Raw genomic sequence first — 25,449 nt, 5'->3', positions numbered from 1 at the left:
CTCAGACCGCCCAGCACGCGCAACCGAGCGCGCCCCAGAAGCCCTTGAGATCGGACACCGGCAGCTTGCTCGTCCACGCGGCCGCATGCTGGTGGCCGTGCACGTTGCAGTTGCTGGCGCAGCCGCACGCAGCCGCCTTACGCATCACCGCTTGCATCGGTGCGCCTTCGCGCTCGCCCCAGGCACCGTATCCGCCATAGCGGCGCACCGGCGACCAGTCGGGCATCGCGGGCGGCGGCGGTGCATCGTCGAACGCGGCGAAGCTCCCTACTCCGTAGACCACGCGTCCGCCGACGATGGTGAGCAACGAGGTCGTGTCCGCGATGTCCGATTCGGCGCACGCGAAGAAGTCGCGATCGGGCACGACGAGGTCCGCCAACTGGCCCGCCTGGATGCGGCCCTTCTTCCCTTCCTCGTTGGAGAACCAGGTGACCTTCTCGGTCCACATGCGCAGTGCGGTCTCGCGGTCGATCAGGTTGCGCTGCGGGGTGATCTGCATGCCGCCCACCGTCTTGCCGGTGACAAGCCAGGACAGCGACACCCACGGGTTGTACGAAGCCACGCGGGTCGCATCGGTGCCTGCAGAGACCTTCACGCCCATCTCCAGCATGCGCTTGACCGGCGGCGTCGCCTCGGCCGCGCCGGGGCCGTAGCGCTCGACGAAGTACTCGCCCTGATACGCCATGCGGTGCTGCACCGCCACGCCACCGCCAAGTGCCGCAACGCGCTCGATCGATTTTTCGGAGATCGTCTCGGCGTGGTCGAAGAACCAGTTGAGGCCCGCGAGCGGCGTGTCGCGATTGACCTTCTCGAACACATCCAGCGCGCGCGTGATCGTCTCGTCGTAGGTCGCATGCATGCGCCACGGCCAGCGGTTCTGCGCCAGGATGCGCACCACCTCTTCCAGATCGCCTTCCATCTCCGGCCCCATGTCGGGACGCGGCTGGCGGAAGTCCTCGAAGTCGGCCGCGGAGAACACAAGCATCTCGCCCGCGCCGTTGTGGCGGAAGTAGTCGGTGCCCTGCTTGTACTGCGAGCTCGCCGTCCACTTCAGGAAGTCGTCCTTCTCCTGCTTTGGCTTCTGCGTGAAGAGGTTGTAGGCGAGGCGGATCGTGAGCTGGTTCGCATCGGCCAGCTCCTGGATCACCGCATAGTCGTCCGGGTAGTTCTGGAAGCCGCCGCCGGCATCGATCGCGCCGGTCACGCCGAGCCGGTTGAGCTCGCGCATGAAGTGGCGTGTCGAGTTGACCTGGTACTCGTGCGGCAGCCTCGGCCCCTTGGCCAGCGTCGCGTAGAGGATGGCCGCGTTCGGCTTGGCAAGCAACAGCCCGGTCGGCTGCCCCGAGGCGTCGCGCACGATCTCGCTGCCGGGCGGCGCGGGCGTGTCCTTGGTGTAGCCCACCGCCCGCAGCGCGGCGCCGTTGAGCAGCGCGCGGTCGTACAGGTGCAGGATGAACACCGGCGTGTCCGGCGCAACGGCGTTGAGTTCCTCGATGGTCGGCAGCCGCTTCTGTGCGAACTGGTGCTCGGTGAAGCCGCCCACCACGCGCACCCATTGCGGCGCGGGCGTGATGGCGACCTGCTGCCTGAGCATCTCCATCGCATCCGCGAGGCTGTGCACGCCATCCCAACGCAACTCCAGGTTGAAGTTGAGTCCGCCTCGAATGATGTGCAGGTGGTTGTCGATCAACCCCGGCAGCACGCTGCGGCCACCGAGGTCGATGCGCCGCGTCTGCGGCCCGGCCAGCGCCAGCACCTCGCGATCGCCGCCCACCTGGGTGAACCGCCCTTCGGCGATGGCCACGGCGCTCGCCGTGGGTTTGGCACGGTCCAGCGTGGTGAAGCGGCCGTTGTGAAGAATCAGATCCGGGGTGCCGGGCTGTGTCATTCGTTCTCTCTCGCGTGTGTGTTGATCAGCCTTCGTGCGCGCCGAACATGCTCTTCGCGTAGTTGATGCCGATGCCATACGCGCCACCGACCTTCTTCGCGATGCCGGTCGTCAGGTCGTAGGTCTCGGCACGGGCCCAGTCGCGCTGAAGTTCCAGCAAGTATTGCAGTGAAGTCATCGGGCGCGCACCGGCCTGCACCATGCGTTCCATCGCGCGGTTGTGTGCTTCGGCCGACACATCGCCGCAAGCGTCGGCGATCACGTAGACCTCGAAGCCCTGGTCCAGCGCGGAGAGCGCCGGACCGACGATGCACACGCTGGTCCACAGGCCGGCGAGCACGATGCGCGGCTTGCCGATCTCGTTGATGCGCTTGATCACCGCCTCGTCTTCCCACGTGTTCATCGAGGTGCGGTCGAGCAGCGCCTGGCCGGGGAACGGCGCAGTGACTTCATCGAACATCGGGCCGCTGAAGCTCTTCTCGGCCACCGTCGTGAGCACGGTCGAGACACCGAAGCCGGCCGCAGCGCTGGCCACGAGGCTCGCGTTGTTGCGCAACGTGACCGCGTCGATCGAATGCGTGGCGAAGGCCATCTGCGACTGGAAGTCGATCATCACCAGCGTGTGGTCCTGCGGGTTGAGCAGCGTGGTGCCGGGAACGGCCTTGGCGACGGGCTTGGCGGTATTTGCGTTGGTCATGGTGAATCTCCTCGTTGAATCGGATGGTTGAGAGGGTGGGAAAAGATACTGAATGGATATGACGGATCAGGCAATTCAGAGAGCGGGCAACTCGCGGGGACGCAGGTCGAAGACCAGCACTTCGGCCTGATCGCCCTTGTCGAAGCGCAGCTTGCCGGCATTGCGGATGCGGGCGCCGTCGCCTTCGGAGAGACGCTCGCCGTTCACTTCGACACTGCCGCGCGCCACATGCACATAGACATTGCGATCGGGACCGACATCGAGTTCGGCGGATTCATTGCCGTCGAAGAGGCCTGCGTGCACACGGGCGTCCTGCCGTACCGAGAGCGAATCGTCCGCGCCATCGGGCGAGATGATCAGACGCAGGCGGCCGCGCTTCTCGGCATCATCGAAGCGCTTCTGCTGGTAGCGCGGCACCGCACCGCGCTCGCTCGGCACGATCCAGATCTGCAGGAAGTGCACCTGCTCGTTCTCGGAATGGTTGAACTCGCTGTGCTGCACGCCGGTGCCGGCGCTCATCAGCTGCACGTCGCCGGGGCGGATGACCGAGCCGGTGCCCATCGAGTCCTTGTGCGCCAGCGCGCCTTCGAGCACGTACGAAAAGATCTCCATGTCGCGATGGCCATGGGTGCCGAAACCCTGCGACGGTGCGACGCGGTCGTCGTTGATGACCAGCAGGTCCGAGAAGCCGACCTGGCGCGGATCGCGGTAGTGGCCGAACGAGAAGGTGTGGCGGGAGTTCAGCCAGCCGTGGTTGGCGTGGCCTCGATGGTTGGCTTTGCGGACTTCGATCATGTTGTTTCTCATTGGCGGATTCGATGGGATTCACGTTTGGGGCTGAAGAGAGAAATCTCTTTGTCTTCAACCACTTGCGTGATGCGATGGATGGAGTATCGAAGCCCTCTGCCGCCTTCATGTTGAAAGGTTTGAAGGGTCATCATCGATAATTTCGACGATGCTGAAACTCACCCTCGAAGCCATCGAACTGGTGGATGCAATCGCCCGACATGGCTCGTTTGCCGGCGCTTCTGAACGGCTGCACAAGGTGCCCTCCACCATCTCCTATGCCGTTGCCAAGCTCGAAGAACAGCTGGGGCTCGCGCTCTTCACCCGCAACGGGCCACGCGTCACACTCACCCCTGCCGGGGAGGAACTGCTGAAAGAAGGGCGCTGGCTTCTCGCCGCGGCCCGACAACTCGAATCGCGCATGCGGCAGATCGCCACCGGTTTCGAGACCGAGCTGCGTCTGGTGCATGACTCGCTGATCCCCACCTCCGCCCTGAATGAAGACGTGCGCGCCTTCGAGGATCTGAATTGCGGCACCCGGCTGCGCATCGGCTGCGAAGCGCTCACCGCCACCTGGGAAGCGTTGCGCGAAGGCCGCGCCGACATCGTGATCGCGGCAGGCGAAGGGCCCGCGGGCGGCGGCTACAAGGCCGTGCCGGTCGGCACGCTCGATTTCGTCTTCTGCGTCACGGCCACGCATCCACTGGTGCGGCTGCAACGCCCGCTCACACGCGGCGATCTGCTGGAGCACACGGCGATCGTGGTGGGCGACGGTGCTCGCTCGCTGACCGACCGCACCGTGGGCCTCCAGTCGGGCCAGCGCCGCATCACGGTGCCCTCCATGCAGGCCAAGATCGCCTGCCAGACCGCCGGGCTGGGCCATGGCTTCGTGCCCCGCGCCTGCGTGCGCGTGGAGCTGGAGACCGGCATCCTCGTGGAGCTCCAGGTCGAGGAACCGCGTCCGCCCGAGACCTTCTGGCTCGGCTGGCGCACCGAGCACATGGGTGAGGCGCTCAAGTGGTGGCGCAACCGGCTCGACCGGCCGCTGCTGCCCGGCATCCTGCCGCACTGACTGCTGCGTGCCGGCTCACAGCGCCATGCGGATGATGGTGAAGTCGTCGTCCAGCGCACCGGGGCCATGCGCATCGCGCGCAAGCACCAGCAGGTCGTCGAGCTCGGAGTGCCCCTGCACCACCGGCCGCGCCAGCAGTTCGCTCATGGCTGAGAACGGTTGCATCGAGCCATCGGGCCGCGTGATCTCGTAGGTGCCGTCGCTGAAGACGAAGAGCCGCGCAGGCGATTGCAGCGTGCACGCTTGTTCCTGATAACGCGCCGCCGGCATGATGCCGATGCAGGGGCCAGCGGCCGGCAAAGGGTGGCTTTCGCACGCGCCACCCTGCGGTCCGTTCACCAGCAGCGCCGGCGGATGACCGGCCGAGGCATAGCGAAGCTCGCCGCTTCCGCGGTGATAGACGCCGTACCAGACCGTCGAGAACAGCTCGCCGTGACGCTCCATCTGGTAGGCCTGGTTGAGCGCTGCGAGTACCTCGCCCGGACGGTGGAAGTCGGTGCGCGACAGCGCCTCTGAACGCAACGTGTTCGCCACCGCCACCGACAGCAGCGACGAGCCCACGCCATGCCCGCACACATCGACCAGGTAGATCGCGAAGTGCTCGTCGTCCACCCAGTGATAGCCGAAGGAGTCGCCACCAAGCTCGGTCGATGGCACGAAGCGCCAGTCCACATCCAGCGGTGCGGACAAGGGCTCCGGCAGCGTGGCGCGGACGTAGCGCTCGGCATCACGCAGCTCGTGCTGGAGGCGGTCGTGCGTCGCCTGCAGCGCTTCCTGCGAAGCAGCGAGGTCCCGATGCGCGCGCGTCAGCTCGTCGTTGGTCGCTTCGAGCTGCGCGATGAGCCTCGCCTCGCGCTGGCTGAGCAGCGTCATGTCGTAGGCCTTCTGCTGCACGAGGCGCGCTTCCTCCCACTCCGCAGTCACGTCGAGCAGCAGCACCCAGACCCGATCGTCGTCGGCAAAGAAGTGGACGTCCGCGACCCGCCCGCTGGGCATGGCGAGCGAGCGGATGAGGAATGGCGTTTCCACCAACGGCAGCAGCCCCTCGATGAAGGGAAGCTGGTCGGAAGCCGGTCCACCGGCCTGCAATCCGTCGAGCCCATAGTGCGCCAGATGGCCGCCCGACTGCACGAGGTTCTGCGCCTCGTCGATGACCAGGTGCGCGAGCACGCGCTGGCCTTCGAGCAACTGCAGCAGCGAATCCGCGACGCGGGTCGGCAGGTCGAACATGACTATCGCGCCAGTCGCGTCGCGAGTTCCAGGAAAGCTTCTTCGACGCCGGTGCCCGTCTTGGCGCTGGTGCGGTGGAAGATCCAGCCTTCAGCCTCCAGTGCCTCGAGGCGTTCAGGGGGCAGCGCCCAGTCTTCCACGAGGTCCGACTTGTTGAGCAGCACGAAGAACGGCACCTGGCCCAGTTCCGCAACGATGCGCCGCTGGATCGACTCGGCCGTGTCCAGCGTCTCGGGCCGTGTGCCGTCGACCACCAGCAGGTAGCCGGCCGCGCCGCGCAGGTAGGTGACGCGCACTGCGGCGACCTCGTCCTCGCCGGCGATGTCCCAGAGGATCAGCGCGAGCTCCTCGGCACCGACGGTCACCATCTTCTTGTCGATCTTCACGCCGACGGTGGTGAGATAGGTGTCCGAGAAGATGGTGTCGACATAGCGCCGCACCAGGCTGGTCTTTCCGACGCCAAAGGCGCCGAGCAGGCAGATCTTCTTTTGCAGCATGGGCGCTCGGGTCTCCCTAGTCTCCAGTGCTCACGCCGAAGGACACGCGGCGGTTCATTGAAAGCTCGTCCTCGCTCGCGCCGGGACTCAGCGGCTCGAGCGGGCCGGCGCCGCGCACGAAGAGCACCGTCGGGTCCACGCCGCGCGCACGCATCATCGAACGCACGACCTCCGCGCGGCCAACGCTGAGCGCGAGGTTCGACATGTCCTTGCCGGTCGCATCGGCGTGGCCGACGATCGTCACCTTCACCGGGAAGCCATGGTCGCGCGCCGTCTGCACCAGATCGCGCATCTGGCCGGCGAGTTCGTCGATCTTGGCATCCTGCCCCGCCGCGGGCCGCGGCACGCTGAAGTCGAAGTGGATGAGTTGCGCCTGGATCGCATCGCGCAGGCGCACGTAGTCGGGATCCTGCACATCCTTGACCGCGCTGAGGTCGACCTTGGGCGCACCGGCGGGCATGCTCAACAGGTAAGCGCGCGCCTTGTCCAACCAACGCTGGGAGGCGCTGCCGGTGACGCGGATGCTGCCCGCTTCCTGTGCCATGCCGATGGTCTCGGGCGGATCGAGGGTCGCCTGCAGTCGCTTGAGCACCATCGCCGGATGCAAGGCCTGGTAGGGCTCCCAGCGGCCTGTGACATGCGTCGGATCGAGCTTGTTCGGCAGAAGGGTCTCGGGCAGCACCGCAATCGGATCGCGCAGGCCGGAGACGAGCCATTTGCCATCGCGGCGTTCGAAACCGGTGACGACAATGCCCGGCTGGTCTTGCAGCGCGGCAACGTAGGCATTGACGCGGCTGCGCTCGACGAGGCGCTCGCCGACCCACCAGCCCAGCAAGGCCAGCAGCGCCAGCGGAATGAGCCACATGAACGGCGAAACCTTCCGGTGCGCGTCGGCGGTCTGCGAGAGCAGGCACGGCCGCAGTCGCGCTTCGACTTCCTCGAAGGGTGCGGTGTCGCCGTTGAATTCCTCCAGCGGCTGGTGCCACTGATCGTGGATCTGCCCGAGCGCTTCGCCGAGCCGCGTGCGCACCACCGGCGGCGGGCTGCCGTGGATCACGGCGGCGAGGAACGCCGAGGGGCCTTCCTCGCACCACAGCAGCAGGTCACCGAGCCGCAGGCTGTCGACGCTGCGACTGCCCCCGCCGGCGGCGCCACCTTCCGCCGACTCGTCGAACGAATCGCGCACGAAGTCCTGGATCGCAGACAGCATCGCCGAGACCAGCTGCGGGTCACGCGTGGTCGCATCGTCGCGCGCCACGTGCGAGATGAGCAGACCGGTCTTGCGATGGATCAGGAACAAGTGCTCGACCCGGTATTCCGCCGTGTGCTTGAGCACCGTGTCCGCGAAGCTACTGCCCGTGCGCCATGCCTCGATGCGCCACTTGAGCCCACGCCACGACAGGCTGTGCTTGAACGCGAGATTGAGCGACTGGAACGTGCCTTCGAGCGTCTCGGCAATGGCTTTGCGAATGGCCGGACCCATGACCGGGTACAGGATGTCGACCATCGTCCGCGGGTTCTTCTGGATCGACGCCTGCGTGGCGCGCTCCATGGCAGGCGCAATGGAATGGCCCAGCCTTTCATCGCGCACCGCCACCGAAAACGCTTCGGGCAGCACCGCGCCGATCGCGTCCGCGAATTCCTGGGGGTCGTCGACCTTGCGCTGCAGGCGCGCGAGCACGACCTGCTCGCGCTCGAAGAGCATGTCGCGCATCGCATCCAGCCGCGGATCGGCTTCGAGGCGGCTCGGAATGTCGGCCGCCACCGTCGGGTCGACGCAGCGGGCCAGCTCCAGCAGCAGTTCGGCAAGCCGTTTGCTGGGGTCCTCGTCGTTGGCGGCGTCGCCGGGCGCCCGCGTCGCGACCGGCGACAGGCGGGCGTTCACCCTGCCCTCTCGCCGGTCGTGGTGGCGTTCAACCGCCCGTGCCGCCGTTGACGCCCTTCGGCGCTACTTCCTGATTGAGGCATTTGGCAATCTCCACAAACAGGCCAGCGAGCAGGTTGCGATCGGTCTTGACGTTGCTGAGCTCGGCAAACATGCGTTCGGTCGTTGCGCGCATGTCGTCCTGGCGCCGCCGCATCTCGTCGCGCAGGGCCTGCACCTCGTGGTTCAGGCGCTCGGTGAAGTCGCGCTCCTGCCGGGCAAGCTGGTCGGAGACCTGCGCGAGGCGCTTCTCCAGCGCCTGCGTGTGGTCGCGCAGGCTGCGCTCGAGCTCCTTGTCGGCATCGGCACGCAGATCCTTTTCCTCGCGGAACTGGCCGGCGACCGATTCGAGCTGCTTCTTTATCGTGGTTTCGAGGCCGCCGAGGCTTCGGGTCGACTCCGATTCGAGATCGCGCAATCGCAGCTGGAAGCGTTCTTCCATGACGGAGAAGCGCTTGTCATAGTCCTGCATCTGGTTGCCGAACAGCAATTCGCGCATCTTGTCGACGCCGGAAGCGTCGGCAGAGCCGTTGCCACGGGTCGCCATGGCCGCCTGCGCTGCCAGCGCGGCTTGTGGATCAATGGTTGGAATGGGCTTGGCTGTAGTTGCCATCGATATCTCCTCGGTTACGTATTGAACGGATCGAAAGCGAATCGAACACTCCCGCCAGCGTCAGGGTGGCGCAGCGGCGCGGAAGAACAGCGTCAGGCGATTGCAGCCATCCTCATGGCGATAGCGCACGCCGTCGGAAAAATGCCGGACCATGGGGATGCCCCAGCCACCGATCTTTGCGTCGCGCAGGCTGGTAGCTCGCGCGGGCTCGGGGACTTGCCGCAGGTCGAACTCCTGCCCTTCATCCACCACTTCGAGGGCCACTTCATCGCCCTGCCAACCCAGGCGCAGAAGAATGCTCTGCGCGCCCTCGCCGGCCGCGTGGGTCATGATGTTCGTCACCACTTCCGTCGAGCACAGATCGAGGTTGTGCGCGACGCGCTCCGGCAGGTGCTGGCCTTCGGCCCAGTCATGCACCCAGGCGGCAACACGCGGCAGCTCGCACAAGGCGTTGTCGACGATGAGGGAAGCGCGAGGCTCCCCGCCGGCGGCGGACATCAGCGGCTTTCGGAGGAGGACGCCATCAGCGCGCTGAAGGCGGAGTCGACGTCGGGGTACACCGGGATGATCGAGTCGATGCCTGCCATCTTGAGCACCTCCGCCACCACAGGCTGTGGGTTTGCCAGGGCCATCACGCCGCCGCGCAGCGACTGCGCCCTCGCGTTGACGACGAGGGTACGGATGCCGATGGACGCCAGGAAAGAGACTTCGGACATGTCGACCACGGCGAGCATCTTGCGACCGGCCACCAGTGCGGCAAGTCGCGTGTTGATGTCGTGGCCGCCGACGCTGTCCATTCGGCCGACGAGGCTGATCTTCTCGATGCCCTCGGCCAGTTGTTCACTCCTCAGATCCATACACACTCCGCGGTCGATGTCGATGGTGCTGAACCGGTCTGCCGCCGCAGGGTGAACTGCTTCGCAAGTTCGTCTTGTTCTGAAACGAAAACAAGCGCTTCTTGCGTATCGGGAGGTAGAACCTTCTTCTAGCTTACGCTCAATTTTCAAGCGCGTCGATCACCCCTATTTAGGGGGGAATCAACGGGCAGTGCGATCAACGGTGGTTGCGCGCGGGCACGTTGCTCAGGGCTTCGACCAGCCGTTCGACCCGGATCGGCTTGGTCACGTAGTCGTCCATGCCGGCTGCGAGGCAGGCTTCCTGGTCGCCCTGCATTGCGTTGGCGGTCATCGCGATGATGTGCGGCCGCTGCCCGGGACCGAGCAGCGAGCAGATCCGGCGTGTGGCGTCGAGGCCGTCGAGCTCGGGCATCTGCACGTCCATCAGCACCACGTCGTAGACCTGCCGCTGCACCGACTCCACCGCCTCGATGCCGTTGGAGGCCAGGTCGGCGCGATACCCCATCTGCTGAAGCAGCCTGAGCGCGAGCTTCTGGTTCACCACGTTGTCTTCCGCCAGAAGGATGCGCAGCGGATGGCGCTCCCCCATCGACGCATCGATCTGCGGCCGCGGCGAGGCGCTGACGACCGGCCGCACCGGCGCCTCGTGCGCGAGCAGGTTCACCAGCGTGTCGAAGAGCTGCGACTGGTGGATCGGCTTCGAGAGGTAGGCATTGAAGAGCGATCCGGTGTCGCCCGCCTCGCGACGGCCCAGCGAGCTGAACAGCACCAGCGGCAGCGCCGCGTGGTTCACCCGGATGCGCTGCGCAAGATCGACGCCGTCCATCTCCGGCATGTGCATGTCCAGGATCGCAAGGTCGTAGCGCTCGCCGGCGTCGAGCCACTGGAGCGCCTCGGCAGGCGACTCGGTGTCGCGCGGACGCATGCCCCATCGGCCGGTCTGGAGCGAGAGCACACGACGGTTGGTGGCGTTGTCGTCCACGATCAGGATGCGCTTGTCCTGCAGTTCGTGCTGCACACCGACCGAAACCGGCCGCTTGCTCGGCGGTGCTTCGGCGACCGGCGCCTCGATGGTGAAGAAGAAGGTCGAGCCGTGGCCCGGCCCGGCGCTCTCGACCCACATGGTCCCGCCCATGAGTTCGGCCAGACGCTTGCTGATTGCCAGGCCCAGCCCCGTGCCACCGTACTTGCGCGTGGTGCTCGAATCGGCTTGCGAGAACGACTGAAACAGCCGGCTCTTGCCTTGTTCCGAAAGGCCGATGCCCGTGTCGCGCACCGCGAAGGTCAGGCGCACGTCGCCGTTGCCCTCTCCGTTCAGCAGCTTCTCCGAACTGACGGTCAGCACCACCTCACCTCGCTCGGTGAACTTCACCGAATTGCTCAGCAGGTTGAGCAGCACCTGCCGCAGCCGCGTGAGGTCGCCGGACACGCCCACCGGCACGTCGCACTCGAAGACATACGCGATCTCGAGCTTCTTCTCCGTCGCGCGCGCGCTCACCAAATCGAGCGCCGATTCCACGCAATCGCGCAGATCGAACGGATGCGATTCGACATCCATCCGGCCGGCTTCGATCTTCGAGTAGTCGAGGATGTCGTTGATGATGGTCAGCAGCGCATCGCCCGACTCGCGGATGGTGGAGACATAGTCCTGCTGCTCGGGATCGAGCGGCGTGTCGAGCAGCAGCCCGCTCATGCCGATCACCGCATTCATCGGCGTGCGGATCTCGTGGCTCATGGTCGCGAGGAACGCGCTCTTCGCCTCGTTGGTGGCTTCGGCCGCAGCGCGCGCTTCCTTGGCCTCGTTGAAGAGCCGCGCGTTCTGGATCGCGATCACCGCCTGGTCGGCGAAAGTCTCCAGCAGCTTGATCTCCTTGTCCTCGAACGGACCTGGCGGCTGGCGCGCGACGTGGATCGAGCCGATGTACTGGCCTTCCCAGATCAGCGGCGCCAGCATGAGCGCGTAGTTGCCGATCTTCTTGGCCACCTCGCGCATGAATGGCAGGAGTTGCGGCTCGGCGAGCGCATCGGGCAGATGAAGGACCTCCGGCCCCGCCATGGCCTCCCCCATCGCCGAGTGGTCGATGGGCCGCGGGTAGTAGCGCTCCAGTTCCCCCCTCGCGAAGCCGTTGTGCGCGGCCAGATGCATCTGGCCGTCGTTGCCGACCAGCGAGATACCGAGCTCGGTGCCCGAGAAAAGCCGCTGGCAGCTTTCGAGGATCTTGTCGAACACCGGCTGCGCGTTCTCCATCGACTCGCTGATCACCTGCAGCACCTGCGCCGTGGCGGTCTGGCGCTCCAGCGTCTCGCGGGTCTCGTTGGCGAGCCGCGCGTTCTCGATCGCGATCACCGCCTGCTCGGCGAAGAGATCGAGCAGGTCGATCTGCCGCTGCGGCGATTTGCCGGGCTGCGGCCATGCCGTGGTGATCGCGCCGATCGCCACGCCGTCCTTGAGCAGTGGCGCGGCGATGATCCGCCGCCGCACCTCGACATCGGCCAGCGCCGGGTCGTAGTCGGGATCGGCCCAGGCGTCGTCATTGCTGAGCGACCGCCGCTCCAGGATCACCCGGCCGTTCATCTGGCGCGGGTCAGGTGGCGAGGGCCACACGGTGGCGGCCACCTCCAGCGCCCTCGGCGACCAGTTGCGCGTCGCGGCGAGGTGCACCAGCCGGCCGTCGAAGGTGAAGATCGCGGAAGCCGGGCCCTCGAAGAGCCACATGGTGCAGTCCAGGATGGCCTCGAACACCGGCATCGCATCGGTGGGCGATTCGCTGATCGCGCGCAGCACGTCGCTCACCGCGGTCTGGTATTCGAGCGACTCGGTCAGCTCTGCAGTGCGCTCTTCGACCTTGTGCAGCGCTGCCTGCGTCTCGTTGAAGAGCCGCGCATTCTGGATGGCGATGACCGCCTGGTCGGCGAAGGTCTTGAGCAGTGCGCGCTCGCTGGGGCGGAACGGGCCGGTCTGGGTGCGCTGCATGCTCAGGATGCCGATGCCCCGACCTTCCCAGAGCAGCGGCGCCGCGAGGTTCGCAAAACTGGTGCCGGCCAGTGCGGCATTGCGGCGCAGCACAAGCGGAACGTCGGGGTCGTTCACCACGTCCGCAAACTCCACGACCTCACCGGTGCGGAAGCAGATCTCGGCCGAGGTGCCCACGATCGGCATCGGGTAGTTGGCCTGCATCGCCGCGACCATCTCGGCAGTGCGCTCCTCGCCGATCACGGCGCGGCCGGCGGCGGTCACCAGCCAGCGGGTCAACGCCAGGTTGCCATCGGCGTCGAGCATCATCAGCGCGAAGGAGCTGCCTTCGAACAGGCGCTCGCAGCACTCCAGGATCTTGTCGAACACCGGCCCGGGATCGGCCACGGAGCTGCCGATGACCCGCAGCACCTCGGCAGCGGCCGTCTGGTGCGCCAACGCCTCCTGCATCTCACGGCCCTGTCGGCGGGTTTCGTCGAGCAGGCGAGCGTTCTCAAGCGCGAGTCCGAGGCTGCCGGCCACCGTCTCCAGCAGCCGGACCTCGTCGGCGCCGAAAGCGTATTCGCGCTCGTGGTTCTGCAGGGCGATGATGCCGAGCGCGCGATCGCTGCCGATGATCGGCACGGCTGCGATCGAGTGCGCCCAGTCGGTGCCCGGGGCGGGCCCGACGCCAACCCGCGTCTGGTCCTCGCGAGTGTTGGCGACTGCCGTTTCGCGCCGGTGCAGGATGTCCGTCAGAAACCCGTCCGGCTTCAGCAGCCGCGCCGGCGGCAGAGGAAGTGGCTTGTTGTGCTCGTAGCGGTAGAGCACCTGCACGAGGTCGGTCTTGTCGTCCCACCAGACGATGTTGAGGTCGCCGGAATCGAACAGCTCGCGCAGCTTGTCGCCCACCATGTCGACGATCGCCTGGAACTCCATCCGCGCCGCCATGCCCTTCTGGATGCCGTTGAGCAGCATGACCAACAGCTTCCCGTCGAACGGCTCGCGCACGGCGCTGCCGGCGCGCGGCGCGTCTTTCGCGTCTTCCAACAGGGGGCGAGACCGGGACGGGGCCATGGGCATCTGCCTTCTGCAACCAGCGGTTGATGCGCGCCGGCGGCGCACACGGCGTGGAGTCTAGCGGCGAAGGCGAAATCGCGCCGGCCCGCGGCGGCCCGTCATCAGGGGCCGTGTTGTCCCCAACATGACGGATGCGGCCACCAGGCACATGCTCTAGTCTGGCCGACGGACCACTTCCGGTGGCCTCACAAAGAAGCGAGGAGATCCCCATGCGAACCAAGGTCACGGGCGGCGAGCTCGCCGGGCTCACCAATCTTGCTGTGCTTGCGCCGGTGAAGACCGGCTTCATCGACAGCCTGGAAACGATGACGTACGTCGACCGGCTGCACCGGCTGCTCGACGCGCTCAACGAGTCGCGCCAGAACCTGCGCGAGGCGACGCTGGTCGATCCGCAGTTTCCGGATGCGCTCGGGCGCTTCGGCATCCTGCGCAACTTCCGGTACACGGTCGTGCCGCCCGAAAGCGCCATCGCTGCCGACGGGACGCCGGGCCGCTACAGGCTTGCGCTCAACGTGACCTTCGACGGCGGCTGGGAGCCGTACATGCGGGTCATCTACCGGGACATCGGCTTCCTGCTCGATGCTCTCTTCTGCCACTGCGACGGCTATCCGGGCTCGAAGACATCGAACTACGACACCTACTGCCGTTGGGTGCGCGAGAACGAGCAGATGGCGGGCTTGTTCTTCGCCGACTCGTCGGTGACGTCGAGCGACCAGCCCTACCTGGAACACATCGAGCGTATCCAGCGGGAGACCGCCGATCCGGCAGAGGCTGATCGGCTCATCGCCGCGTACGGGGTGAAGCCCACGGTGAAGCAGATTGCCGAGGGGCGGAAGGAGGCAGAGGAGCACCCGGACGCCGCTGCTTTCACTTCGCTTCGTGCGCTAAAGGGCCTCTATCGCCTCTCGCCACTTTTCACGAGCACGACCGAGCGCCGGATCCTGCGGGACTTCACGCACAAGGTGCTCGAGGACTTCGCGGCGATCTTCCCGAAGCTTGCAAGCGATCCGCGCTTTCACGACGTCGCCGAGGCGGCGAAGGAAGAACTCGCGTGGTTCCTCGACCGCGGCGAGAAGCCCGGCAATGCCACACCCCCGGACGATTCGTTCACGCCGACCGGTGTCGTGCAGGCCGGCATTGTGGGAGACCGTGGCAGCAATACCCACGGCTGCATGGTCCTCCTTCGCGTGCGGGACGCGGACCAGGCCGCAGCGTGGCTCGAAGGGGCGCCCATCAGCGGCCATGGCGGGCAGGACGGCGACGGGATCCGCCGCAACATCGCTTTCACCTATGCGGGACTGCGCGCCTTGGGCTTCTCCGCCGAACAGCTCGATCCGTTGCCGCGCGAATTCATGGACGGGATGGAATCACGCTCTGGCCTGCTCGGCGACGTGCGGGCCAACCATCCTGACTTCTGGCCGCGGCCCGAGCGCTGCGACGAAAACCTCAAGGTCGATCCGAACAGCCGGGTCGATCTTCCGACGGTGCATGTCGCGTTCATGATGCGGCTCACGGATGACAAGCCCGAGTCCGCCTCCGCAGCACTGCATCCGCAACTGGCGGCCGCCATCTCGCAGCTGACTCCGGCGTCGACGGGCATGCAGGTGGTGGCAGTGCAGCCCATGCGCAGTTATCGCGACGGATCGAACGGACGCGAGCACTTCGGCTTTCTCGACGGCTTCAGCCAACCCGGCCTCAAGAGTGTCGAGCCGCCGCCGCTGCCGCGCGATACGGTCCTCCCCGGGGACCTGTTCCTCGGCTGCGAGAACAGCCAGGGCGACAAGCCCGATTCGAATTCCGCTCCGCCCGCGCTTCTCAAGAACGGCACCTTCCTCGTCGTGAGAAAGCTGCGCCAGCACCTCGACAACCTGCACGCCGCGCTGGATTCGCACCTGGCAGACAAGGACGTAGGCGACGACGACGCAAAGGCGAAACGGAAGCAGGCCATCCTCGAAAAGATGATGGGCCGGCGGCAGGACGGAACGTCGCTCGTCGACCCGACCTCTGGCAACGACTTCGACTACGGCAAGGACACCGAAGGCCGGCAATGCCCCTTCCACGCCCATGTGCGGCGCGCCAATCCACGCGATGGGCGCAAGCCCATGCCGCGCATCGTGCGTGCGGGGATGTCCTACGGCGATCGCTTCGACGATAAGGCGGACCTGCAAGCCAATCCGGGTGCTGCACCGAACGCCGACCGCGGCATCGTGTTCATGGCCTATTGCGCGAGCATCTCCGAGCAGTTCGAAGTGATCCAGCGCTGGATTTCCGGCGGCAACAGTTCGGGCGTGTCCTCGGCGCAGGCCGACCCGTTCCTCGCAGTCCCCCGGCCCGGTGACCGTCGCACCTTCCGTTGCCTGGAAGACGGATCGCCGAACGGTGTCCTGCGAGTCGACCTGGGGAAAGATCCCTTCGCCACGCTTCAATGGGGTCTTTACCTGTTCGTGCCCTCGATGGACGCGCTGCGCAATCTGTCAGCGCTGCGCCGGCAGCCGGCGACGAGTGCGACGGCAATCCTGCCGCCGGCCTGGCCGCCCGCCAGTTCCCTCGATCACTGGCGACAGCGCCTGGAAGACCCGGACCCGGTCAGGTCCGTGTCGGTGAACACCTGGGAGCAGGTGCGCCGGGAAGGCGGATACAAGGACGCCCGCCCCTACGGTCTGCTGGTGGGCATGCAGTCGGACGTGCTGCGCATCCTGCAGGACAAGGGCGAGAAGTACTCCGTCCAGGGCTATGGCCATCGCATGGCCGCCTCGCTCGGCCACAACCACCTCGGCATGGATGCGGGCACGGGCCATGCGGTGCAGGCGCCGGTGATCAACCAGGCCATCGAGACGATCACGGAAGAGAACGCCTTCCAGTTGACGAGCAAGCTCGTCGAGGGAGCCCTGGAAAAGTTCATGAAGTTCCCGGTGCCCAACCCAGACGGCTCGGTACGCGCGCCAATCGACCTCGTCTCGTTCGCAGAAGGTGTGCTGGCTGCGCTTTGCAAGGTGTGGATCGGCCTGCCCGAGTCGTTCGCAGGCGCGGCAAAGCCGGGCGATCTCATGGTGGTGGGTGATCGCGTGCCGGGCAATCCGCAACCGCCGCGCTGCCCCGGCAACTTCTTCTCCGCGTCGCACTACATCTTCAATCCGCACCCGCGTCCCGAGACCGTGGAAACCGGGCAGGTGCAGGGCAAGGCGGTGCTGGACGCGGTCAAGCAGATGCTCGCGCAGGGAACACCGCTCGGCCCGTTGGCCAAGGCCATCGTGGGGAGCCTGGAGAACGTCGAGGCCATCAAGCCCGAGGAGCGCCAGGACGTGATCGCGAACAGCATCTCGGGCGTTCTGCTTGGCTTCCCCCCGACCGTCTATGGCAACTACCTGCGCACCATGGAGGCATGGATCCGGGAGAAGTCGTTGTGGGAATTCCAGCAACGCCTGGCGGACCTGAAGACGACGGTTCCAGATCGATACGAACGCGCACGGCAAGCACTGCGCGGCGGAATCATGAACACCATGCGCAAGCGCCCTGTCCCGGAACAGCTCTGGCGCTGCCCGGTCGTGAACGGCCAGGTGGTGGGTGGCAAGGATGGCGAGCCCGGCGAGGATCAACGCATCGTGCTCGGCATCGCCTCGGCATTGACCGACGCGGCCGCGCCCGACGAGATGATGTTCGGCGGCAGCCGCAATCCGTCGAGCCCGGTGGCGACCGAACACGCCTGCCCCGGCTACGGCATGGGCGTCGGCGTGATGCTCGGCCTGATGGCGGGGCTCCTCGAAGCCGGCACGCTGCGGCCGACCGGGTCACCGGTGCTGTTGATGCTTACGCAGCCTCGACCCCAGCCGCCAGCGTCCGCAGGCGCATAGCCTCGTCCAGGTGCCACGCCATTCGCATCGTGTCGAAGGCGGCGGTCGCTTCGTCGATGAGCGCCATCGCCTGCCCGGTGCGGCCCTGGTCGATCGCGATCTCGGCAGCGCACAGCTGGGTCACGGCGGTTTCGTGCGCCGAATCGCGATCGCGCGCCACGCGCAGCGCCTGGTCGATGTAGCGGCCGACGGCCTCGGGCCTGTGCACCGCGGCATCGCGCGCGAGCGCGCGGTACGCCATCGCCACGCCGATGAGATCGCGCTCGTGCGCACGCTTCAGTGCAGACGCGGCGTGGCGCCGGCCCTCTTCGCGGCGACCCAGGGCCATGAAGCCCTCGGCCAGCCAACCGTGGTTGAAGGAGCGAAAGAGCCCGCTTTCGCGCGGCGCGATCCAATCGGTCGCCTCGACGATGGCCTGGATGGCCTGCGGCGCTTTTTCGAGCTTCCATTGCGCATAGCCTGCGATGGCCTGCGCGATCGACAGCTGCGAAAGACTTCGGGTGGCCTCGGCGATGCGACCGGAGCGCAAGGCCGTGTCCCGCGCCTCGCACCAGCGCCCCTGCCACAGCAGCACCGCGCTGCGCCAGCCGTGCAGGGTGGCAGAAATCTCATGCGTCTCGTCGACGATGCAGTCCAGCGCATCGTCGAAGCATGCGTGCGCCTGCTCGAAGCGCCCGCGGTCGCCGAGCACGTAGGCGCGGCACACCAGCGAATAGACCAGGCCGACGTTGGTGCGACGGCCGCTGCGGTGGCTGCGCTTGACCTCGATCGCGCGATCAAGAAGCTGCAGGCCGACGTCGTAGTGCGCGGCGAGCACATGCGACTCGCCCAGCGTCGCGACGATCTGGATGGCCAGCGGCTCGTCGCCGATGGCTTCGGCCTCGGTCAGTGCGCGTTCGCCATGCGTGATCGCCTCTCGCGCATGGCCGAGTGAATAGCTGATGTAGCTGTGCCAGTAGCGGGCCCGTGCGACCGAGGCCGCATCGGCGAATTGCTCCGCAAGGTGGACGGCGCGCGTGGAAAGGGCCAGTTCGCTGCGCGAGGGATCGAACACGCACACCATGCCCAGGCGCTGCACGATGGACACCCATCGCTGTGCGGCTTCCGATGAGTCGGGCAGCTTGTCGAGCGCGGTCAGCGCCGCCCGGTACTGGGCGCGTGCGCGGTCGAGCGCCGAGGCCTTGAGCGCCTTGTCCCCGGCCAGTTCGGCGTAGTGGGCGGCACTGCCGCCATCGCCGCCCGCACCGAAGTGATAGGCCAGCGCCTCCAGGGCTTCGTCATGCTCCGTTTCAGCGTCGTGGCGCTGGATGGCCTGAGCGACACGAAGATGCAGTTGCTGCCTTTCATGCAACCCGACCGACTCGTAGATGATGTCGCGCGCCACGCCATGCTTGAAGCGCAGCGTGCCGGCAAGCTCGCCCGGAAAGATGAAGTCCTGTTCCGCCAGGCCGCGTACCAGGGCGCTGTCCGCGGTCGTCCCGGTGATCGCCTCGAACAGCCACACCGGGATGACATTGCCGATGACCGCCGCCACGCGCACGAGTTCGGTCTGCGCCGGGGGCAGGTGCTGCACGCGCGACTCCACCAGGTGACTCAGCCAGCCGGCGCTGCCGCGCGGACGTCCGACGGGACCACTGTCGCCGCGCGCCATGGAATGACACAGTTCCTCGACGTACAGCGGGTTGCCGCCAGCGCGGCGCGCGATCTCGGCGGCGACGAAGGGGTCGACGGCCGGCAGACGTGCCGCAATGGCCTGCGCCGCCTCGGCGTCGCCGAGCGGCTCCAGCGTGATGGTTTCGTTCGCCACCGGGAAGACACCATCCGCCTTCGCGTCGCGTGTGGCGAGCACGATCAGCAGGCGGCAGTCCCCGATCCGGCGCAGCGCCGCCAACACCTGCTTCGACAGCTCGTCGGCCCACTGCCAGTCGTCGATGAAGATGGCCAGCGGTGCTTTCTGCGACAGCTCGGCGAAGAGTTCGCACATCCCCTCGGCGGCCTTGCCGGGCATCTCCCGGGAAAGCGATTCGAGAATCTGGACGAAGGGTTGCAGGGGTTCGGCGCCCAGGTCGCTTTCGCAATAGCCGCGCAGCACGCTGCAGCCTTGCGCCGCGGCGCTGGCCAGCATCCGTTCGATGAGTCGTGTCTTGCCCATCCCGGCGGGTGCGGCGACTGCCAGGCAATGGCTCCGCCCGGCGATGGCCTCGGCCAGGCGCATTTCGAGCAATGCACCTTCAGCACGGCGCCCGACGAAGGGCGCGTACCGGTAGCGCTCCAGGTTGTCCAGGCGCTGCGCAAGTCCGGCCCGGCCGTGGACGGCGTAGACCGTCATGGGCGCCGCCTGACCCTTGATGTCCAGCGATCTGGCCGGCCCGGTGCTGAAGAAGCGATGGGCCGGCCCGAGGCTTTCTTCGCTCACGAGGATCTCATTGACGGCCGCCGCCGTCGACAGGCGGGCCGCAACGTTGGGCACCGGTCCGAGCAGCTCGAAGCGACCGCGCTCGATGTCTCCCTCCCCGAGCAGAACCAGCCCCGAATGAATGCCGGTGTGCAGGTTCAGCGGCGGGACGCCGGCGAGTTCCAGGTGCATGCCGCGCACCCGCTCATGAAGTTGAAGCGCGGCTTCCACCGCGCGGCGGCCGTCGTCCTCGCGCGTGGCCGGATAGCCGAACATGGCGAGCACGCCGTCACCCTGAACCCGAACCACGAGACCGCCGTGCGCGGGAATGATGTCCTGATAGGCCCGGCGCAGCGCCGCCAGAAGTTGGGCGTAGTGTTCGGCCTCCAGGGCTCCTGCCAGTTCGGTGGACTGGGACAGATCGGCAAACAGCAAGGCGACAAAGCGCCGGCCGAGCACGGTCGAGTCCGCATCAGCATCACGGTGCGCGTCGCTCATCAAAATTTTCCTGCCTCTCGCCCACTCAGGGGGGCGTGTCTCGACCGGCGCCATATTACAGCCGGGCGCGCGGCGCAAGGATGAAACAACGCCTTACCGAATGTTCTTCATTCCCCGGGAATACCCGCACGGAATTCCGTGAATTCTTGCCTACATTGCTTGTATGCAAGAAAGCGAATGTCTTGCATGCAACCACCAACACGGAGAGCCTTCATGCCCCGATTCGCCAAATCCCTCTTCGGTCAGGTCGTCATCGCACTGGTTCTCGGTGTGGTCGCCGGCCTCTTCTTCCCTGACTTCGCCATCAAGCTCAAACCGCTGGGCGACGGGTTCATCAAGCTGATCAAGATGATCATCCCGGTGCTCGTGTTCTGCGTCGTGGTGCACGGCATCGCCGGCGCGGGCGACCTCAAGCGCGTCGGCCGCGTCGGCGTCAAGGCGCTGATCTACTTCGAGGTGCTCACCACCGTCGCGCTGGGGCTGGGCCTCTTGCTTGCCTTCGTCTTCGAGCCCGGTGTCGGCATGAACGTCGACCCGTCGAAGCTCGACGCCAACGCCATGAGCGCCTATACGTCGACCGCCGACAAGCTCACCAGCGGCGGCACGGTCGAGTTCATCATGAAGCTGATCCCCACCACGGTGATCAACGCCTTCGCGACCGGCGACGTGCTGCAGGTGCTGCTCTTCGCGGTGCTCTTCGGCTGCGCGCTGACGCTGCTGGGCGAGCGCGGCAAGCCGGTCGCGGCGGTCGTCGATGCCACGGCGCTCGTGATGTTCAAGATCATGGGGATCATCATCAAGCTCGCACCGCTCGGCGTGCTCGGCGCGATCGCGTTCACCGTCGGCCAGTACGGCATCGGCTCGCTCAAGCAGCTCGGCGCGCTGGTCGGACTGTTCTACGTGGCGGTGTTCCTCTTCGTGTTCGTCATCCTCGGCATCGTGATGCGACTGTCGGGCTTCAGCCTCATCAAGCTGCTGCGCTACCTGCGCGAGGAACTCACCATCGTCTTCGCGACCACCTCGTCCGACAGCGTGCTGCCGCAGATCATGGGCAAGCTGCGCCACATGGGCATCCGCGATTCGACAGTCGGCCTCGTGATCCCCACCGGCTATTCGTTCAACCTCGATGCCTTCTCGATCTACATCACGCTGGCCGCGGTGTTCATCGCGCAGGCGACCAACACGCCGGTCTCGATGACCGACCTGCTGACGATCCTAGCCATCGCGCTGGTCACCTCCAAGGGTGCGCACGGCGTGCCGGGCTCGGCGATCGTGGTGCTCGCAGCAACGCTCCATGCGATTCCTGCGATTCCCGCGATCGGCCTCGTGCTGGTGCTCTCGGTCGACTGGTTCATGGGCATCGCCCGCGCGCTGGGCAACCTGATCGGCAACTGCGTCGCGACCGTCGCGATCGCGGCATGGGAAGGCGACATCGACCGCGAACGCGCCCATGCGGTGCTCAACGGAACGCACTCGCCCGAGGACGAGCCCCTGCGCGAGGCGGGTGCGCATGCAGGAGACACGGCAGAATCCCCAGCCGTCGTCCAACCCGCGAACTGAACATCACCATGACCGACGTCACGCCCACCACCATCGCCGAGCGCGTGGTCGAAGCCATCCTCGCGCAGAAGCTCGCGCCGGGCGAGCGGCTCGGCGAGCAGGCGCTGGCAGAGAACTTCGGCGTGAGCCGCACCATGGTGCGCGAGGCGTTGATGCAGCTCCAGGCACGCGGCTTCGTCGAAGTGCAGTCGCGGCGCGGGTGGTTCGTGGTGGAGCCCTCGGCCGAGGAGGCGCGCGACGCCTTCGCCGCGCGCCGCATCGTCGAGGCCGGCATCCTCTCCCAGGCCGGCCGTCCGCTGTCGAAGGTCATCCGCAAGCTGCGCGAGCACATCGCCGACGAAAAACGCGCCATCGCCGGCGCCGATGCGGCCACCCGGGCCTTCCTGCTCGCGGACTTCCATGTCTGCCTCGCCGACCAGATGGGCCACCGCCTGCTCTGCGATGTGCTGCGCGACCTCACTGCCCGCACCACCCTCGCGGCCACCCTGTTCCAGTCGAAACACGAAGCCGCCCAGTCCTGCGCCGAACACGCGGCCATCGTCGCCGCGCTCGAAGAAGGCGACACCGGCCGCGCCCGCGAGTTGATGCTCGACCACATCGGCAACGTCGAAGAAGCCCTGGAAGTCGAAGCCGCCGCCGATCCGACAGAAAACGAGCGCCTCCGCGCCACGCTCGCCCCGGTTGCACTCCCCAGAGCCGCGCGTTAGCGCCCACTAGGGGAGAATCGCCGGGCATGAATTCCCCGGCTCTCCAACGCGCTGCGTTCCTCCTGCTACTGGCGAGCGTCACGCTCGCCTTCGGCTGGATCCTCCTCCCCTTCTTCGGCGCAGTCATGTGGGCGGTGGCGCTGGCGATCCTCTTCACGCCGTTCTACCGCTGGGTGGTCATCAAGGTGAAGGGCCGCCGCAACCTCGCAGCGCTGCTCACCCTGCTGCTCGCGATGGTGCTCGTCATCATCCCGCTCGTGGCGATTACGCTCGCGCTCGTCGACGAAATGGCCTTCGTCACGCAGAAGGTGCGCTCCGGTGACATCAGCTTCGCCAACTACTTCCAGCAGATCGTGAATGCATTGCCCCAATGGGCAATCGAACAGCTCAACCGCTTCGGGCTGACCAATATCGAAGGCTTCATCAGCCGCTTCTCGGCCTCGGCCATGCGCGGCAGCCAGGTCATCGCCACGCGCGCTGTCTCCATCGGCCAGAACGCGTTCGAGTTCATCATCGCCTTCGGCCTGATGCTGTACATGCTGTACTTCCTGCTCCGCGACGGGCGCGACCTGTCGAGGACCGTCCGCGCGGCGCTGCCACTGGCCAAGGCGCATACCAATCACCTCTTCGCCAAATTCGCCACCGTGATCCGCGCCACCATCAAGGGCAACGTCGCGGTCGCCGTGGCGCAGGGCCTCATCGGCGGCGTGACCTTCTCGTTGCTCGGCGTGCAGGGCGCGCTGCTGTGGGGTTCGCTGATGGCCTTTCTCTCGCTGCTGCCGGCCATCGGCGCGGCGCTGATCTGGGCGCCAGTCGCCATCTACTACCTCGCCACAGGCGCAGTCGTGAAGGGGCTGGTACTGATCTTCGTCGGCGTCTTCGTGATCGGGCTCGTCGACAACATCCTGCGGCCGATCCTCGTCGGCAAGGACACGCAGATGCCCGACTACATCGTCCTGATGTCCACCATCGGCGGCATCGCGCTCTTCGGCATCAACGGTTTCGTGATCGGGCCGGTGATTGCGGCACTTTTCATGGCTGCATGGGATCTGTTCGCTTCGTCGAACGTGGAAAACGAATCCGGAACTCAATGAATCGAAGCAGACGCAGCGTCCAGTACGCCACCAGCCCCCTACTCGCGAGCAAGACGCCGGTCTGGCGCAGCAAACTCATCGTGGCCGGCATCGCAGCCGGCTTTCTCGTTCTGGCCGCGCGTGCCTTCTATGTGGAAGTGATCGGCAACGAGTTCTACCAACACCAGGGCGAGGTGCGATTCGCCCGGACGCTCGAACTGCCCGCCAACCGCGGCCGCATCCTCGACCGCAACGGCGACATCCTTGCCTCCGACATCCCGGCGCCAAGCATCTGGGCGATTCCGGAGGACGTGGACCCCGCTGATCCGGTCACCCAACCCAAACTGAAGAAGCTGGCCGAATTGCTCGGCGTGCCGCAATCCGAACTCGTGCGCAAGCTGGACGACGATGACAAGAGCTTCGTCTGGCTCAAGCGACAGGTGGACGAGAACGTCGCAAAGCAGATCGCCGCGCTCGACATCAAGGGCATCTACCAGCGACGGGAATACAAGCGCCAGTACCCCGAGGGCGAAGCCGCGGCGCACGTGGCCGGCTTCACCAATGTCGAGGATGTCGGCCAGGAAGGCGTCGAACTGGCTTTCGACAAGGAACTCGCCGGCAAGTCGGGTTCGCGCCGCGTCATCAAGAACCGTTTGGGCGCCGTGGTCGAGGACGTAGGCGAACAGGTCCCGCCGATCGAGGGCCACGACATCCAGTTGAGCCTTGACGACCGCATCCAGGCGGTCACCTACGAGAAACTGCGCGACGCCGTGGTCGCGAACAAGGCCCATGCGGGCAGCGCCGTGGTGGTCGACGCCAACACCGGCGAACTGCTCGCCATGGCCAACTATCCGAGCTTCGACCCCAACGACCGGCACAACCTCAATGGCGAGCAGTTGCGCAATCGCGCGATGACCGATGTCTTCGAGCCCGGCTCGACGATGAAGCCGATCACCGTCGCCACCGCGCTGGAGCTAGGCCGCGTGACGCCGCAAACCATCATCGACACCAACCCCGGCCGGATCACCGTTGCCGGCGCGACCATCCACGACGATGAGAACTTCGGCGTGCTGACTGTCGAAGGCGTGATCCAGAAATCCAGCAATGTCGGCGCGACCAAGATCTCGCAGCGCATGACGGCCAAGGAGATGTGGGATTCGTTCACCTCGCTCGGCTTCGGCCAGAAGCCGCAGACGATCTTCCCCGGCGCGGTGACCGGGCGCCTCAGGCCGTACAAATCGTGGCGCCCGATCGAGCAGGCCACGATGTCCTACGGCTACGGCTTGTCGGCGTCGCTGTTCCAGATCGCCCATGCCTATACGGCGTTTGCCAACGGCGGCAAGGTCATTCCGATCACCCTGCTGAAATCGACCGAGCCGCCGGTCGGCGTGCCGGTGTTCTCCCCGCTGGTGGCAAGCGAAGTGCGCAAGATGATGCACATGGCCGCGGCGCCCGGCGGCACCGCGCCACTGGCGCAGACCGAAGGCTATTCGGTGGGCGGAAAGACCGGCACCGCCCACAAGCAGGTCGGCAAGGGCTACGCCAGCAACAAGTACCGCGCCTGGTACACCGGCATGTCGCCGATCGACAAGCCGCGCGTGATCGTCGCGGTGATGATCGACGAGCCGAGTGCGGGGAAGTATTTCGGCGGGCTGGTGGCGGCGCCGGTGTTCAGTCAGGTGGTTCAGCAGACACTGCGGATCTTGAATGTGCTGCCGGATTTGCCCGTGGCGTCGCAGGCGCATTAGGGCGCATCCCACCAAGATTG

17 protein-coding genes are annotated in these 25,449 nt (G+C 66.4%); 6 read left to right on the top strand and 11 right to left on the bottom strand.

From position 1 onward, the window contains the following. Position 1: 1 nt before the first annotated feature. The 3 genes from FHW64_RS09675 to FHW64_RS09665 form a co-directional block, all read right to left on the bottom strand. Positions 2-1,888: an amidohydrolase gene (locus tag FHW64_RS09675; RefSeq protein ID WP_184525441.1), complete on the bottom strand. Its 1,887-nt coding sequence runs from the start codon at positions 1,886-1,888 to the stop codon at positions 2-4. Between the two features lie 25 nt (positions 1,889-1,913). Beyond that, positions 1,914-2,585, bottom strand: coding sequence for a hydrolase (locus FHW64_RS09670; RefSeq protein ID WP_184525439.1), 672 nt, complete (start codon positions 2,583-2,585; stop codon positions 1,914-1,916). Positions 2,586-2,660: 75 nt separating this feature from the next. Then, the gene (locus FHW64_RS09665) at positions 2,661-3,380 is read right to left on the bottom strand and encodes a pirin family protein (protein ID WP_184525437.1); all 720 of its coding nucleotides are present in this window, start codon (positions 3,378-3,380) and stop codon (positions 2,661-2,663) included. 160 nt (positions 3,381-3,540) lie between these two features. On the opposite strand from FHW64_RS09665, the gene FHW64_RS09660 reads away from it, so the two are divergent. Further along, a complete protein-coding gene (locus FHW64_RS09660) occupies positions 3,541-4,443 on the top strand; it encodes a LysR substrate-binding domain-containing protein (RefSeq protein ID WP_184525435.1) in 903 nt (300 codons plus the stop codon). Between the two features lie 15 nt (positions 4,444-4,458). Here FHW64_RS09660 and FHW64_RS09655 read toward each other — a convergent pair whose 3' ends face one another. From FHW64_RS09655 to FHW64_RS09625, 7 genes are all read right to left on the bottom strand, one after another. Then, a complete protein-coding gene (locus FHW64_RS09655; protein WP_184525433.1) occupies positions 4,459-5,673 on the bottom strand; it encodes a PP2C family protein-serine/threonine phosphatase in 1,215 nt (404 codons plus the stop codon). A 2-nt stretch (positions 5,674-5,675) separates the two neighbouring features. After that, on the bottom strand, positions 5,676-6,170 hold the full coding sequence (locus FHW64_RS09650; protein WP_184525431.1) for a Rab family GTPase: 495 nt from the start codon (positions 6,168-6,170) through the stop codon (positions 5,676-5,678). A 16-nt stretch (positions 6,171-6,186) separates the two neighbouring features. Beyond that, positions 6,187-8,055, bottom strand: a complete 1,869-nt coding sequence (locus FHW64_RS34705) for an OmpA family protein (RefSeq protein ID WP_184525429.1) — start codon at positions 8,053-8,055, stop codon at positions 6,187-6,189. Positions 8,056-8,083: 28 nt separating this feature from the next. After that, positions 8,084-8,707 carry a hypothetical protein gene (locus FHW64_RS09640; RefSeq protein ID WP_221210248.1) on the bottom strand — a complete coding sequence of 208 codons (624 nt, stop codon included), beginning with the start codon at positions 8,705-8,707 and terminating at the stop codon, positions 8,084-8,086. A gap of 60 nt (positions 8,708-8,767) precedes the next feature. After that, positions 8,768-9,205: an ATP-binding protein gene (locus FHW64_RS09635; RefSeq protein ID WP_184525427.1), complete on the bottom strand. Its 438-nt coding sequence runs from the start codon at positions 9,203-9,205 to the stop codon at positions 8,768-8,770. Beyond that, positions 9,205-9,564, bottom strand: coding sequence for an STAS domain-containing protein (locus FHW64_RS09630; RefSeq protein WP_184525425.1), 360 nt, complete (start codon positions 9,562-9,564; stop codon positions 9,205-9,207). Before FHW64_RS09630 ends, FHW64_RS09635 begins: the two co-directional genes overlap by 1 nt. A 196-nt stretch (positions 9,565-9,760) precedes the next feature. Then, the gene (locus tag FHW64_RS09625; protein ID WP_184525423.1) at positions 9,761-13,594 is read right to left on the bottom strand and encodes a response regulator; all 3,834 of its coding nucleotides are present in this window, start codon (positions 13,592-13,594) and stop codon (positions 9,761-9,763) included. A gap of 212 nt (positions 13,595-13,806) precedes the next feature. On the opposite strand from FHW64_RS09625, the gene FHW64_RS09620 reads away from it, so the two are divergent. Next, on the top strand, positions 13,807-17,448 hold the full coding sequence (locus FHW64_RS09620; protein ID WP_184525422.1) for a Dyp-type peroxidase: 3,642 nt from the start codon (positions 13,807-13,809) through the stop codon (positions 17,446-17,448). On the opposite strand, the gene FHW64_RS09615 is transcribed toward FHW64_RS09620, so the two are convergent. Next, positions 17,405-20,419: an adenylate/guanylate cyclase domain-containing protein gene (locus FHW64_RS09615; RefSeq protein WP_184525420.1), complete on the bottom strand. Its 3,015-nt coding sequence runs from the start codon at positions 20,417-20,419 to the stop codon at positions 17,405-17,407. The two genes, FHW64_RS09620 and FHW64_RS09615, sit on opposite strands and share 44 nt — an antisense overlap. A 135-nt stretch (positions 20,420-20,554) precedes the next feature. On the opposite strand from FHW64_RS09615, the gene FHW64_RS09610 reads away from it, so the two are divergent. Genes FHW64_RS09610 through FHW64_RS09595 form a run of 4 tightly spaced genes read left to right on the top strand, consistent with a single transcriptional unit; the run spans position 20,555 to position 25,429 of the window. Then, entirely contained in the window at positions 20,555-21,901 is a 1,347-nt protein-coding gene (locus FHW64_RS09610) for a C4-dicarboxylate transporter DctA (protein WP_184525419.1), read from the top strand. Between the two features lie 8 nt (positions 21,902-21,909). Beyond that, positions 21,910-22,608: a GntR family transcriptional regulator gene (locus tag FHW64_RS09605; RefSeq protein WP_184525417.1), complete on the top strand. Its 699-nt coding sequence runs from the start codon at positions 21,910-21,912 to the stop codon at positions 22,606-22,608. Positions 22,609-22,634: 26 nt separating this feature from the next. Next, complete coding sequence (locus FHW64_RS09600; protein WP_184525415.1) at positions 22,635-23,702, top strand: AI-2E family transporter; 1,068 nt, start codon at positions 22,635-22,637, stop codon at positions 23,700-23,702. Further along, positions 23,699-25,429 (top strand): penicillin-binding protein 2, encoded by a 1,731-nt coding sequence (locus FHW64_RS09595; RefSeq protein ID WP_184525413.1) that lies wholly within the window; start codon positions 23,699-23,701, stop codon positions 25,427-25,429. Before FHW64_RS09600 ends, FHW64_RS09595 begins: the two co-directional genes overlap by 4 nt. The last annotated feature ends 20 nt before the right edge of the window (positions 25,430-25,449 follow it).

The organism is Variovorax sp. Sphag1AA, from assembly GCF_014192575.1.
Lineage (GTDB): Bacteria > Pseudomonadota > Gammaproteobacteria > Burkholderiales > Burkholderiaceae_C > Variovorax.
Note: the sequence above shows the minus strand (reverse complement) of the source record. Positions and strands in the feature narration are given on the sequence as shown.